Annotated in this window: 9 protein-coding genes and 2 pseudogenes; 3 read left to right on the forward strand and 8 right to left on the reverse strand. The window is 69.7% G+C overall.

The window, feature by feature from the left end; genetic code table 11:
• Positions 1-173: 173 nt before the first annotated feature.
• Complete coding sequence (locus tag ACH499_RS13420; RefSeq protein WP_399015526.1) at positions 174-1,079, reverse strand: hypothetical protein; 906 nt, start codon at positions 1,077-1,079, stop codon at positions 174-176.
• 95 nt (positions 1,080-1,174) lie between these two features.
• Between ACH499_RS13420 and ACH499_RS13425 the strand changes: the two genes are divergently transcribed.
• A complete protein-coding gene (locus ACH499_RS13425; RefSeq protein ID WP_356205533.1) occupies positions 1,175-1,759 on the forward strand; it encodes an RNA polymerase sigma factor in 585 nt (194 codons plus the stop codon).
• Positions 1,756-2,766 carry a CU044_5270 family protein gene (locus ACH499_RS13430; protein WP_399015528.1) on the forward strand — a complete coding sequence of 337 codons (1,011 nt, stop codon included), beginning with the start codon at positions 1,756-1,758 and terminating at the stop codon, positions 2,764-2,766. The genes ACH499_RS13425 and ACH499_RS13430 overlap by 4 nt, the downstream gene beginning before the upstream one ends.
• Before the next feature lie 1,223 nt (positions 2,767-3,989).
• Here ACH499_RS13430 and ACH499_RS13435 read toward each other — a convergent pair.
• Positions 3,990-7,496 (reverse strand): S8 family serine peptidase, encoded by a 3,507-nt coding sequence (locus ACH499_RS13435; protein WP_399015530.1) that lies wholly within the window; start codon positions 7,494-7,496, stop codon positions 3,990-3,992.
• Positions 7,497-7,876: 380 nt separating this feature from the next.
• Here ACH499_RS13435 and ACH499_RS13440 point away from each other — a divergent pair, with 380 nt between their 5' ends.
• The gene (locus ACH499_RS13440; protein WP_399015532.1) at positions 7,877-8,326 is read left to right on the forward strand and encodes a DUF6188 family protein; all 450 of its coding nucleotides are present in this window, start codon (positions 7,877-7,879) and stop codon (positions 8,324-8,326) included.
• Between the two features lie 255 nt (positions 8,327-8,581).
• Here ACH499_RS13440 and catA read toward each other — a convergent pair whose 3' ends face one another.
• The 6 genes and pseudogenes from catA to ACH499_RS13470 all read right to left on the reverse strand — a co-directional run bounded on the left by catA (position 8,582) and on the right by ACH499_RS13470 (position 13,542).
• Entirely contained in the window at positions 8,582-9,253 is a 672-nt protein-coding gene (gene catA / locus ACH499_RS13445; RefSeq protein ID WP_399015534.1) for a type A chloramphenicol O-acetyltransferase, read from the reverse strand.
• A 12-nt stretch (positions 9,254-9,265) separates the two neighbouring features.
• The gene (locus ACH499_RS13450) at positions 9,266-9,967 is read right to left on the reverse strand and encodes a DUF4240 domain-containing protein (protein ID WP_399015536.1); all 702 of its coding nucleotides are present in this window, start codon (positions 9,965-9,967) and stop codon (positions 9,266-9,268) included.
• Between the two features lie 50 nt (positions 9,968-10,017).
• Complete coding sequence (locus ACH499_RS13455) at positions 10,018-10,617, reverse strand: SMI1/KNR4 family protein (protein WP_399015538.1); 600 nt, start codon at positions 10,615-10,617, stop codon at positions 10,018-10,020.
• Positions 10,618-10,719: 102 nt separating this feature from the next.
• A pseudogene (locus ACH499_RS13460) lies at positions 10,720-11,245 on the reverse strand (transposase); the annotation flags it as partial.
• Between the two features lie 559 nt (positions 11,246-11,804).
• Positions 11,805-12,038: pseudogene (locus tag ACH499_RS13465) on the reverse strand (LexA family protein); the annotation flags it as partial.
• A 298-nt stretch (positions 12,039-12,336) separates the two neighbouring features.
• The gene (locus ACH499_RS13470; RefSeq protein WP_399015541.1) at positions 12,337-13,542 is read right to left on the reverse strand and encodes a DUF711 family protein; all 1,206 of its coding nucleotides are present in this window, start codon (positions 13,540-13,542) and stop codon (positions 12,337-12,339) included.
• Positions 13,543-13,566: the final 24 nt, after the last annotated feature.

Consider the following 13,566-nt stretch of genomic DNA (forward strand, 5'->3'; position numbering starts at 1 on the left):
CGGTCCGGGAGCAACGGCTCGATCCGCGCCCACTGCGCATCAGTCAACGGCACACACGGACCAACGACCGGCTGATCCAAACGAAACTGCCTAGGCCAGGGCGCTGAGATCAATGCCGGTGGCTTTGGCGTACTGCCGGGACCAGTACGCGACAGCAGGCCGGACTCAGAAGACTAGACCACGTCGTCCGGGAAGGTGAGGACCGTGGTGCTGCCGGCCCTGAGCGCCAGTTCGTTCGCCGAGTAGCGCTGGCCGTCGGCCGAGTAGGAGACGTCCCACGTACCGCGCTCCGGAGTGACGAGATAGGTCGCGGTGTCGCTCGGGGTGAGCTGACGCGAGAGTCCGACCGTCGGACCGGTCGTCGGCTGCACGTCGAGGAAGCCGGTCCGTGTGGCGCGGACCTTCAGGGTGGCCAGCTCCTTCGGCGCCGGCCGCAGGGTGAGGCCGGTCAGAGCGCGGTCGCCGGTGACCGTGCGGCCCAGACCGTAGTCGGCCGTCGCGCCCTCCCAGTATGCGTCGTACCACTGCTTCACCGAGTCCGGCTCGGCCGTAGGGCCCAGGTGGGCGACCCGCAACGTGGGAGCGGCCACGATCCGGTTGAGCAGGCGCTCCGCGCCGCCGTGCGTGACCTTGACGAACATCGCGCTGTGCAGGAAGCGCGCCGAGTCGTCAGGCGGGCGGACGTCGACGGGCCGCGCTGTCCGCGCGTCGACCGTGATGGTGGTGTCGCGGTCGAGGTCGAGCCGCGGCTGGACGATCCAGTCGGTGCCGCCGTCCGCGCTCCCGGTCACCGCGCTGTCCAGCACGTACCGGCCGCGCGGCAGCTGCACGGTCGTCGTGCCGTCGGTGTCGTGAGGTTGGACGACCTCGTCCGCGCCCGCGCCGGAGAGGCCGGTGACGGTGGTCTCGTAATCCCCGGTTGCGCGGCCGGCCCGGTCGAGGTGCTTGATCGTGAGCGTGTAGGTCTCGGACTGGGGAGACACGGCGACCGCGGGTGTCCCGGCCACGCCGAGAACGACGGCGGCGGCGACGGCGAGCGTCCCGAGGACGCTGCGGCGGCGGAGTGAGGAAGTGTTCATGTACCTGCTCTGCCTCCGGCGCGCCCCGGGTTCCAGTGACGTACATCACCGGAACCCGGACAACTGGCGTGGCAGAGCCAAGTGTGGATTCACTCATGAGGGATCGCTTCCGCCGCGGAGACACCGACGCCCTGGCAGAGCTCTACGACGAGCACGCCCAAGTGCTCTACCGCTACGCGCTGCGTGTAACAGGGAACTGGGCGGAGGCCGAGGACGTCGTCTCGGCGACTTTCCTGGAGGCCTGGCGCGGCCGGGAGAAGCTGCGCCCCGAGGGGGACGGGCTGCGCCCGTGGCTGCTCGGCATCGCCACCAACGTCATACGCCGCAACGCCCGCACCCGCCGGCTCCGCGACATCGCGCACGCCCGGATTCCTGAGCGCGACTCGGTGCCGGACTTCGCCGACGACCTGGTCGCGCATCTCGCCGACGCCGAGCAACTGCGCGCCGCGCACGCGGCGCTTGCCTGTCTGCGGCGGCGGGACCGGGAGGTCTTCACGCTGGTCGTGTGGACGGGCCTGGACTACGCCGCCGCGGCCGAGGCGCTCGGCATACCCGTCGGCACCGTCCGCTCCCGCCTGTCCCGCGCCCGCACCCGCCTCCGCGAACTCGCCGGCGCCAAGACCCGCCGCGCCGTCCCTCGCTGCGCCCCCCGCGCCCTCCCCCAGGAGAACCACGGATGAACGACGACCGTCTCAGGGACCCCGACCTTCTGCCTGCGCCGACGGTGCCCGGGCTGGCCCGGGACCGGGAACTGCTGTTGAAGCAGGCGTTGCTGCACAAGATCTCCCAACCGGAGAAGGCCGCCCGCCCGCTTCTCGGCCGGCTCATCGCGCCCGCGCTCGCCTGCGCCCTTGCCGCAGGCGGCGTCGTAGCGGTGAACCTCGCCGGCATGGATGCTCCGCGCACGCACAAGCAGACGGCCGTCGCCCCCGACGCGACCCGGCTCCTGGACCGGATCGCGCTCGCCGCTGCGGACGGGCGGCCTCCCGCCGTCCGGGGGAACCAATTCGTGTACGTCGAGAGCAAGGTCGCCTACGCCGGTCAGAGCGCCGACGGCGGCCCGGTCGTCCTCACCCCCGTACGCACCCGCCAGGTCTGGTTCTCCGCCGACGGCAGCCGTCCCGGCCTCGTCCGCCAGTCCGGCGAGGCCGACTCGACCGTCGTTGCACTGCGCTCCGACGCCCCGTCCGTCTCCCACCCGACCCACACCTACGTCGCGTCGCTGCCCACCGACCCCGACGCCCTGCTGGCCCTGATCCGCGAGCAGACCCGCGGCCAGGGGCAAGACCCGGACCAGCGGGCCTTCACCGCGATCGGCGAGCTGCTGACCGAGACCTGGGCCCCGCCGCAGGTGTCCGCAGCGCTCTACCGGGCGGCGGCGAAGATCCCGGGTGTGACGGTCGCCGGCACGGCTAAGGACGCCGTGGGCCGCGAGGGCGTCACCGTCGCCCGTACCATGCACGGTCAGCAGACCCAGTGGATCTTCGACCACGCCACATACGCATTCCTCGGCGAACGCACCGTCATCGTCGAGACGACCGACGCCGGCCCAGTTGGCACGGTGACCAGCGCCTCCGCGATCCTTACCACGGCCGCCGCCGACCGCGCGGGCGAAACCCCCGGCAGCCGACGCCAATCGCGGCGCTCGGGGATGGAGAAGTCCCAGGCGCCCGGGTCGCCGATGTAGACGTACGGCTGCGGAGGCGGAGCGCGGACGGTGTCCAGCAGGCCGCCCTGCAAATGCAGCCCGAGTCGGCGGCATTGATCTGCTTCGGCTTCCGTTGCCACCTGCTGCCCGCTCCCCCACCGGCATCTCCTCGCTCGCTCCTTCTGCGGCGGATATCGGGGGGACTGGTGGTCGGCGAGAGCGTCGACGAGCCGGTGGAGCGGTACGAGGACGGGGTCGTGGGCGGAGGTGGAGCGCGACCGAGTGGTCTTTGCAGACGATCTCTGGTCTCCTGAGTCAGGAATACGCTTCAGACGTGAGGCGAGGCGTTCGAGGATCTCGTCGGCGGGCTTCACCCAGACATACGGTCTGGGGTCTTCGTTCCAGGTCTTGACGGCCGCAGTCTTGTGGGTGGCGTAGTTGTCCAGCACCAAGTGCACCTGCAGCCCGGCCGGCACCTCGCGGTCGAGCTTGGCCAGAACCGCTCGCATTCTGCGGTGCGGTGCGGGCGGTGCACGGAGCCCATCACCTTCCCCGTGGCCACCTCCAGCGGCGAACAAGATGGTGGTTCCCACCCGCACGTAGTCGGTGGGTGAGGCGCTGCGGGACATCCGGCATCATCGGCAGCACCGGCTGGGGCCGTTCAGGGCCTGGATCTGCGACTTCTCCTCCAAACAGCACACCAGCGCCTGCCCGGGCGGGTCCAGAAACTGTCCGACGACGTCGGGGACCTTGTCGATGAAGTACGGGTCCGTGGTCGCTTCAACGTCTCGGTGCGGGGCGTCTGGAGGCCGAAGGCCCGCCAGATCCGCGACACGGTCGACTGCGACAGACCCATCTCCTTCGCCATCGCCCGCGTCGACCAGTGCGTGGCGCTCTTCGGAGCCGACTCCAGTGGACGGCAACGGTGCTTGCCGTGACTGATAGGCGAGCCGGCGAGGAAAGCCAGCCCGGTGCCGGCCTCGACGGCGAGGCGTGGGAGTACCTGGGCGGAGGACAGAGGCCGGGGACGGTGACGCGCCGGATCACGCGGGCTCCGATCTGGTCGGCAAGGTGAGATGGAGAGGTACGGACAACCCTCCGGTCCTTCCACCACGGTCTCGCGTCCGCCGCATCCGCATTCACACGGGCGTGCGCGACCGTGAGACCGCCCCGGGAGTCGGGGGCAAAGACGAGCCCGTCCCGCGTCGGACGCGGGACGGGCCGTGGTGCTCAGTGCCGGGTACCGACAACGAAAGACCGGGTCACGAAAGGTCGGGGCGTTCGGTGACACGGATGGCGTTCACCAGCGTCTTGCCCGAGTCCGCGACGAAGCGGACGTTGAGCTCGCCGTCGGTGACCGTCACCCTGTACGTTCGCTGCAGAGCCTTGTACGTGCCGGCTTCCCGGGCGATGTCCAGACTCGGCTCGACCTCCGTGCCCTCGGCGATCACGTCGAAGACCCGGGAGGTCGGCTTCGTGGAGGACAGCTCCGCGAAGTCCAGCTCCACGGTGTACACGCCGTCCGGTACGTTGCCGAAGCGGTACTCGTACATGCCCTCGCGGGCCGTCGAGAACCGCTGGGGGTCCTGGGTACCGGCGATCGCGTTCTTGGTGGACGTCGTCTTCGTGGTGCCGAGGAACCCGAACGGCCCGTCGCCGTAGGCCCGGTCCGGCTGCCAGCTGTCGCCGCGGGCGTCCGTCGACGAGGAGCCGCTGCCGCTGTCGAGTGCCTGCTGGTAGCCGGGGACGACCAGCGTTACCGGAACGGTGACCTCCGGGGCGCGCCCGCTGTCCGAGCGCACCAGCAGTTCCGCCGAGAGCACGGTGCCGGGTTCGTGGCCCGTCGTGTCGAAGCCGAGCGTCGCCTTCTGCTCGGTGCCCTTGCCGAGGTCGCCCTCGGTGGGCGAGACCGTGAGCCACGGCACGTCCCGCGCCGCGCCGTCGACGGCCTCGACGATCGTGTACGGCGTCGCGGAACCGGTGTTGGTCAGGGTCACCGACCGTTCACGTGTCTGGCCGCCGGGGGCGACGACCGTGACCCGGTTCTGGTCGAGCGTGACCCGGCCGGTGGCCAGGGCGGTGCTCGCGTCGGCCACCCGGCCCGCCTCCACGGTGACGGCCTTCTCCTCGCCGGTGTAACCCGTGGCGGAGTACGCCAGCGTGTGCGTGCCCGTGCCCAGCTGCAGCGCGTACCTGCCGTCGGCGTCCGTCGTGGTGCTCGCCGAGCCCGTGGTCACCTCGACGCCGGACACCGGTCCGTTGTCGTTGTCGTCCGTGACCGTGCCGAGCACGACACCGGACTTCGTGGTGCGGAAGGCGACGCTGAGACCGTCCCAGATCACCTCGGAGTTGAGGGAGTACTGCAGAGCGTCCGTACCGGTGGCGTTCTCGACGCCCACGGTGGCGCTCCTGCCGGTGGAGTAACCGCCGGAGGTGTCGGTGATGTCCTTGTAGCGGTAGGTGACGGAGCCGTCCTCGCCGATCTCGGCGGAGAAGGAGAACGGGACGCCCTGGTCGTACCAGCTCACGACGTCCCGCCACTCGACGACGAGCGACCGGTTCGGGTACTCGCCCCGGACCGCGGTGTAGACGCCGCCGGCGTCGGCGCGGACGAGCAGGTCGTCCCAGAACGGGTAGAGAGCCGCGTTCGGGGCCGTAGTGCCGGGCAGCGCGCCGTTGGAGTTGCTGGAGTTGGCGGCGAGGAAGTTCAGGTAGCCGTTGGTGCTGACCCAGGCCGACTGGTAGGTCTTGCCGTAGAACGGGACGGGGAACGGCAGGTCAATCTTGACGTTGCCGGAGTCGCCGCTCAGGTTCAGCTTGTCGGTGCCTGCCGCCCAGGACTCGGATCCGGTGGCGCACGCCGTGCCGAAGGCGTCGAGGCGGTCGGGCAGGCGCACGTCGGCGACCGTGTCACCGGACACCGACACCTCCGCGCTCCCCGGCGACACGCAGCGCGAGGCGTGTGTGGCGTTCACCGTGTACGTACCGTGCGGCAGGGTCGCCTCGTAGCGGCCCTGGGCGTCGGCGGTGGCGGTCACCGGCGTGCCGGCGAAGGACAGTTCGGCACCGCCCGCGGGCCCCGCCGAGGAGGTGACGGTGCCTGACACCTTGGCGGACGGAGCGGCGACGAGAGAGAAGTCCCGCACTGTGTTCTGGTCCTCGCCGACGGCTGCGGTGCCGGTCGCGTCGGTGTGGCCGAACTTCTTGACCGTCAGGGCGTAGTCGCCCACCGACAGGGCGGGGAAGCTGTAGTCGCCGTCGGCGTCGGTGACGACGGTACGGTCGATCGGTCCGTCGGCGACGACCTGGGCGCCCGCGACGGCGTCGCCGCCGGCGGTCACGGTGCCGCTCAGGGAGCCGGTCGCGCCGCGCGGGGCATCGCTCACCGCGGCGTAGGCGTCGAGCCGGCCCTCACCGAAGACGTTGTTGTCGTCTTCGGTGCCTCCGCAGGTCAGCGCGGACACGTTGATCGCGCTGTCGTCGAGGAGCGCTTCGGTGGCCGAGACGTCGCCGTGGAGGGAGGCCGACGCGGACCAGATCAGGGCGACGGTGCCCGCGGTGTGCGGGGACGCCATCGACGTACCGCTGAGCGAGCTGTAGCCGCCACCGGTGTAGGCGGAGCGGACGTTCACGCCGGGGGCGGCCAGGTTCGGCTTGATGGTGCCGTTCTCGCCCGTTCCGCGTGAGGAGAAGCTCGCGATGGTGTTGCTGCTGTCGAACGCGCCGCTCGCGTAGCTGCTGATGTAGGAGCCGGGAGAGCCCGCCGTGTTGCAGCCGGGACCGTTGTTGCCGTTGGAGAAGGCGGGGAAGATGCCCGCCGTCCGCCAGGAGGCCACCACTTCCTGGTACCAGGGGTCCTGGGCGCTCGAGCCCCAGGAGTTGTTCACGATGTCGGGGGCGAGGTCGGGCCGGGGGTTGGCGCCGCTCGCGTCGGTCGGCGCGACCACCCACTGCCCGGAGGCGAGCAGGGACTCGCGTGAGCAGCTGCTGCTCTCGCAGCCCTTGGCGGCTATCCAGGTGGCGCCGGGTGCCGCACCGATCTGGTTGCCGTTGCCGTCGTCGCCGACCATGGTGCCCATGGTGTGGGTGCCGTGGCCGTTGTTGTCGCACGGGTTGTCACCCGCGCACACGTCGGCCGGGTCGAACCAGTTGTAGGCGTGCGAGAAGGAGCCGTCGGCGTTGCGGCCCCGGTACTGGTTGACGAGGGCCGGGTGGTTGTACTGGACGCCACTGTCGATGTTGGCGATGACGATGCCCTCGCCGCGGACGCCGTAAGTGCTCCACACCTGAGGGGCGTTGATCCGGTCGACGCCCCACTCGACGCCGTCGACGGTCGGCTCGCTGCCGCCCTCGACCGGGGCGTCGAGCTTGATCGTCTGGTCGGCCTCGATCGCCTCCACCTCGGGCAGCTCGGCGATCTTCGTGGCGAGTTCGATGTCGCCGACGACCTTGACGGAGTTGTCGATCCAGTACGAGACGGCGTCGGATCCGGCTGCTCTGGCCGTCGCGAGGACGCGTGACTGGGTTTCCTGTGCGACCTTTTTCTTGGCCGTGATCACTGCCGTGGCCTTGGCCGTCTTGTCCGGTGCTCGCTCGGCGGAGGACAGGTCGGCTTCCTTGCTCATGACGACCCAGAAGGACGTCTTGTCCTTCTCGTCGAACTGCTTCATCAGCGTCTGTTCGGCCTTGTCGCTCAGTAACTCCTGTGCCGTCGGCGCGGCCGGCCCGGCGGCCGCCGCGGTTCCGGCGCCCCAGGGCAGCAGCACCACGGCCGTCAGGGAAGCCAGAGCGATCCGGCGTGGAGATCTTCGAGAGGGTGCCACGGGTCTCCTTGGTCTGGGGGTGGGGTTCTCCCACCGGGGCCTGCAAGGACTTCGCGGTATGCCGCCCGGTACGACGCATCACTCACGGGTGATGGGTGATGCGCGGAACGTGACGACGCCTAAGGTGACCATGTTGCGTCGTTCATGACAAGAGCACCCTTTACCGTCGAGACTGGAAGGTGACGTGCGTGCCAACCCCCGCATCGGGCGATGCGCGGTGTCACGCCCCGCTCCCCCGCCCGGAATGCGAGGCGGCCGGCAGGCACCCCGCCGCGTCGTGCCGCCGTGACATATCCCGTTCGACCGTGCGCAATTGTCCCCGAACCGTGTTCACGGACCGGCTCGCCGCCCTGCCCGCCATCCGGGCCGTCGCCCTCGGCGGCCCCCGGCTGGCTGGACGAGAACCGGATGCTGCTGGAACGTGTCCGAGCGGCCCAGGTGGGGATGTCGTACTCGAAACGCCTGCTCGGCTCTCATCCGGACCGGCCCACAGCAATACCGGCGTGCTTCTGGTGCCGGAGACTCAGGACTTGGCCGCAGCCCTCCCGCTCTTCGGGACGAAGGTCGTCTCTGCGGTCGCTTTCAAGTTCGGCACGCTTCGGATGGTGTTCCAGGATGGCACGCATCTGACGTGTCCAACCGATGCGGCGTTCGAGGTACGGCAGATCACAGGACCTGGAGGATGGCGGTTCGTGTCCCTGCCGGGAGGCGACCTCGGCGTCTGGTCCGTCTCGGCGGCAAATGAGAATCCGCAAGGTTGGTCTGCAGAGCATTGAGAACCTGCCAACTGGAATACGGCGGGACAGCGCCCGTGAAGGCCCTGTACTCCCGAAGCTGTGGCGAAGTGACAGCGCCGTCGAGTTCATGGTGCTCACGGACGGGGACGGCCTGAAGCATGCGAACCTCAATCTACTTGGCCGCGACAGCATCCGTCCTTCGGTCCCCCGACGGGCGGCCGGCGCCCACCGGGCGACCCGGTCGCGACCGGCTCGACGACGAGGAACAGCGCGGAGGGCTGACGGGCCTTCTGCTCAGGCCTTTAGGCTCTCCTCCAGCCAGGTCGGGTCCTCGATGAAAGCCTGCAACTCGTTGACCAGCCGTGTCGAGTGAAACCCGTCTGCGACGCCGTGGTGCACCTGCACTGCCAGAGGGAGCAGGACCCGGCCGTCTCGCTCGGTGTAGCGGCCGAGCGTGAAAATGGGCGCGAGGTGGTCCCAGGCGTTGCCGCCGATGTTGAGGTTGAACCCGGTGAAGGACCCCCAGGGCAGGCTCGACACGTCGAACACGTTGGCCGGCAGCTCACCCTGCGGGAAGAAGTCGGTGGCCCGACTGTGCTCTGCAAGCAGAGGGGCGGCCACGTCGTGGAACGCGCCGAAGTCGGAATCGTAGGGAGCCCACACGCACGCGAACGTCTCACGTTCGGGGTTGAACACCGTGAAAGCAGGGTGCACGACAGGCCAGACGGCCGGCTCACCCGACGCGGTGAGACACATCCTGAACTCATCATGACGGTTGACAACCGTGGAGATCGCCCATACCTGCGCGATGTAGGACTTGCGCTGCGATCGACGCAGTGCCGCAGCGAACGCGGTGACGTCCAACTCCATCGTCATCGAGTACGTACACGGAACGAGCCGACGGTAGTGCTCGAAGTGCTGGCGGCGCGGCCACGTGTCGAGGTCGATCGGGGTAGGAGCGTCCATCCGCTCATCATGTCAGCCATCGGGATTCGGCCCCAACCGATTGCCGAGACCGCCGGTTCGGACAGAGGGCCGGAAGTGGATCAGCGCCTCCCCTCGCGAGCGTCGGCCACGACCTGACACCAGGTCACTGTCAGAAACGACCCCTTCCCGAGTCGAACGACTCGCCCATCCCCTCGCTGTCCCCCTCTTCGGTCGCGGCGCAAGCGGCGGTGTAGGCCTCCCAGCCCTCCCGGGCCTCCCAAAGGCGTCCGAGTCACCGGTCAGCCGCTCAGACGCCCTCGATGACACAAAATGGAGGTTCTCATCGAAGATGACGTCCTGGTCCCCGGCGGCCGCCGCGATACGCACGGCAGGATGATCAGCGAGTGCGTCAGGGCACGCAGCGGCCCGTTGGCACCACTCACGTCCGAGCGCCACAAGACCCGCCGTGAAGTCGCTGAACCGGTCATGGGAGCAGCCCCCGCCGATGCGGTAGGCGGCCGCCCAGACGTTCCAGCGGTAGACCACGTCGCGTAGACGGGAGAAGCGGTGTTCGAAGGCGAGGATCTCTTCTGCGGGCAGGGCCGACAGATGGTCGTCGACAGCAACGTCGAGCGGCTTGGCACTGTCCTTAGCGGCGTCGAGCACGTGCCAGAACGCTTCGGTGCCCATGGCGGGCAGTCCGCCAGGGGCTACGACAGCCTCCTCCGCGCGGGCGCGGAGGTTGGAACTCAAGCTAAGAGGTCATCGCGTTTGGGGCCGTCCTTGCCAGTGGTGCCAGAGCCTCACATGCCTCGGTCTGGGCCGTACCAAGGCTCGGGACGTTCGCTGGCAGACATCGGGAGGTGCTGCAGTTTCACAGGGCCTGGATGGAAAGCTGAGCTGTTGGGGCCGGTCATGTCTTCGCCGATCAGGTAGCGGTAGAGCCATTCGGTGAAGCGCATGCGGTGCTCTGCCCAGGTCTCGTTAAAGTTGACCACGAGCCTGGTGGCATCGGCGGCTGCGTCAAGGAAGACCGTCTCTCCTCGGTCGGTGCTCGCGAGGGGCCACAGGCCGTTGCGAGTGCCGAACCTCAGCTCCTCGAGTCCGAGGAGTTGCCGGGGGTCCTCGTCCGCGTCGAGGTCGAGCTCATCCCAGGGCACTTCTGACCACGCCTGGATGGTGGCTCGGATCTCCTGACCCAGGTTCCACCGCTCGGTCGCGGGGTGGCCCAAGCGAAGATGCCCGTTGAGTTGTACCGGGGCGTATGCGTCGACGATCAACTGGTAGTCGGCCGGCAGCCGTATGCCGAGATCGGCGTGGAGGCGGTCCCATGCCGAGGGCTCTGCGTAGCGGTTCTGGGCCGGTCCGAGCATTGCCATGGTGGCAGCCAGGTAGTCGGTCATGGGTTACCTCGTCGGTATGGATCGCTGCTGGGCAGCAGGCCAGCGGCAGGGCGGGATCGTCCGAATGCGTTATGGATCATGCCAGCCTGCCGTCCTCGCCGGTCAGGTCGCCATCCTGCGGTAGCAGATCAGGGCGGCGGCAATCCCGGCGAAGGCCAGGAAGTGGTCCGCCGTGCGTTCGTAGCGACGGTGCAGGCGGCGGCACCCGGCCAGCCATGCCACCGTCCGCTCCACGGTCCAGCGGTGGCGGCCCAGCCGCTGGGAGGACTCGATGCCCTTGCGAGCGATGCGCGGGACGGTGTGTCGGGTGCGGAGCCATCGGCGCAGGTGGTCGTAGTCGTAGCCGTGATCAAGTGGATCTTTGAGCCCTTCTTGCCGCGATCTACGGGATTCGGGCTCGTCAGGTCCCCCCTTTCATCGCCCTCATGTTCACCGAGTCGATCGCGCACCGCGACCAGTCCAACTCGCCGCGGGCGCCGAGCTCGTCCAGCACCAGGCGGTGAAGCTATCCCCACACCCGGGCCCGACTCCACTCGGTGAACCGTCGGTGCGCGGTCGGTCCGGAGGGGCCGAAACCCGTCGGCAGCTGGCGCCACGTACAGCCCGTCGTGGCCACGAAGATGATCGACCCGGTAGTCGGAGGGGCTGATCTCTCGGGTACGGGAGTCATGGTCGTGCTCGTCGTGGTGTTGAGGCCGCGCGGTGGGGTGGTCAGCGGGTCGGAGGCCGGTGGCCTGGGCGGTGCACGTCGGGGCCGGCACGGTGGTGGTGGCGCCGGTAGTCGCCGATGGCGGTGAGGAGCCGGGTGTAGGTGCTGCTGCTCGTCCTCGTCGTCCTCGCCGGGCGCGGTGATCTCCTCCGTCCAGGATTCGGGCAGGGCTTCCCAGGCGAGGACGGTGACTTCGTGGGTGAGCGCGGCGATGCTGTGCCGGGCGGCGTCCGACAGCGGGGTCTGCCTGTCTGGGCGCGGCGGATTTGCGGACGGGCGTGGGCCAGTTGGGCGGCGAGTGCGCTGCGGGAGAGGTCCCCCATCGGGCACTGGTCCCAGGCGGGGTGGGTGTGACCAGCACGGGTGGTGACGTCGGCGGGCAGGTGGGTGAAAGCGGCGTCGGCGGCCTTGAGCGCCTCGCGGGCCGCGGCTCGGTGGATGGCAGCGAGCCGGTTCAGCGTGTGGAGTTGCGTCAGTGTGACGCTTCGCCGTCGAGTACGGCGCCGACGATGTCGCCTGGCCCGGCGACCTGCTGCCGCCGGACGGTGACCATGTCGCCGTCGCGGATGGCTGCCTCGATCATGCTTTCCCCGGACACCTTCAGGGCGAAGAGCTCGCCTTCACCGACCATCTGGCGAGGCAGAACATAGGTGTCTTCAACCGTCTCCTCGGCGAGGATCGGTGTGCCGGCCGCGATCCGGCCGACCACGGGACTTCCGCCGCCTCGGGCTCGCTCTCCGGCAGCTCGTCTCCAGGGGACTCGGGGCCGCACGGGCACGGCCGACGAGGTCGCGCCGCTGGTCGTGTTCCTGCTGTCGGACGAGTCCTCCTTCATCGGTCCCGTGGCGGATCGGGGGGAGCCGGCAGAGGCAGCGTGGGAGCGGATGGTGCCCCAGCACGCCGCCGGCGCCCGCGCGAAGTGGCGACGCCGGGCGGACTGACTGGCAGAGCCCGCATGTGCGATACCGGCCGACCGCTTCACCGGCCCCGCCGCGGGCTGACCACCCACCTCACCTCGCCTGCGTCGTACGGGGCCCACCTCCGGTCGTCGTCGCAGGTGCCGGATACTCGATGTTCACGATCTGCTCCGCCCGGAATTGCGTGCGTCGTGGATCGCCGTCCTCCGGTGCGAGCATCAGGCGCGCGGACAGAGGCTTCGCCCACCGTGCCGACAGGGCCGCCATGTCCTCGATCATGGCGACGACCTCCTGCTGCGGGGTCGAACCGGGCAGGGGAATGGTGTCCATTCCGGCCCCGCAGACCGACGAGTACGCAAGTACCGAGTCGGCGCCGATCCGGCCCTCCTGCCAGGCACGCGCCAGCACCCAGTCCTCGAGCACCGGAAGCATGAGGCCCGCGTAGCCGACGGTGGGACGCCCCACCGACCGGATGCCGGCCGTCACCGCGGCGCAGGTCGCCAGCGTGCCGGGGCGGCCGAACCGGATCCCTCCGGCGATCTCCAGGAACTCCCCGATACTGACGTCCGGGGCGCAGGCCGGCGACGGATCGAACCCGTGGAACAGCAGGCCGTGCCGCTCGCACTCCGGCTCCAGCAACGCCGCAAACCTGTCCAGTTGGTCCCGCAGACAAGCCCGCGTCAGCTCCGTCGCCCCGGCGAGACCGCGGGGCGGGTTGGCCCGGGCGCGTGCGAGCAGGGCGCCGGTCGACTGGAGCCCCACGCTCACGCCGGCCCTCCCCCCGTCGCTGAACGAGCCCGGGAACAGCGGCGCGTTGGGGCCCAGATTGGCGACCGCCGCGAACCGGAAGTTGGCCTCGCTGTCACGGTCCGCCAGTTCGCGCATCACGCCGCCGCTGAACTCGGCGGCGTCGTGGTCCACTTCGGTCCCCTCGGCGACGACAACCGCCAAGAACAGCGAAGGGTGTTCGACCAGTACTTCGGCGACGTCCGAGGGCTTGGTCGCCGCGAGCGCGGTGGGCCGCAGCGCGCTCAGGGCGGCACTGCCCACGCCCGCGCGTCGGCAGCCCTCGACGAGACCGGCGGCTCGGGCCCGGAGGTCGTCGCGGGTCACGGGCTCGTCGAGCGCCGGGCTGGAGAGCCGGACGGTCTGGACGTCGAAACCGGCGCGCACGAGCCGGTCACCGATCTCCACCGCCTGCTCACCGTATCGGGCGACACCGGCGACATCGACGCGTGCGCCCTCGAAGACGTCGTCGGGAAGGCAGAGGGTCACGGCGCGTACGGGGGAAGCGGACATGGTCTCTCTCAGGCGCGAAGGAAC

Source organism: Streptomyces sp. NPDC018947, from assembly GCF_044390505.1.
GTDB lineage: Bacteria > Actinomycetota > Actinomycetes > Streptomycetales > Streptomycetaceae > Streptomyces.

What these genes read in the sequence shown, in the direction of transcription:
- catA (WP_399015534.1), bottom strand. Translation starts at nt 9,253, where the DNA reads ATGGACGCTCCTACCCCGATCGACCTCGACACGTGGCCGCGCCGCCAG.
- ACH499_RS13455 (WP_399015538.1), bottom strand. Translation starts at nt 10,617, where the DNA reads ATGACCGACTACCTGGCTGCCACCATGGCAATGCTCGGACCGGCCCAG.
- ACH499_RS13430 (WP_399015528.1), top strand. Translation starts at nt 1,756, where the DNA reads ATGAACGACGACCGTCTCAGGGACCCCGACCTTCTGCCTGCGCCGACG.
- ACH499_RS13470 (WP_399015541.1), bottom strand. Translation starts at nt 13,542, where the DNA reads ATGTCCGCTTCCCCCGTACGCGCCGTGACCCTCTGCCTTCCCGACGAC.
- ACH499_RS13425 (WP_356205533.1), top strand. Translation starts at nt 1,175, where the DNA reads ATGAGGGATCGCTTCCGCCGCGGAGACACCGACGCCCTGGCAGAGCTC.
- ACH499_RS13420 (WP_399015526.1), bottom strand. Translation starts at nt 1,079, where the DNA reads ATGAACACTTCCTCACTCCGCCGCCGCAGCGTCCTCGGGACGCTCGCC.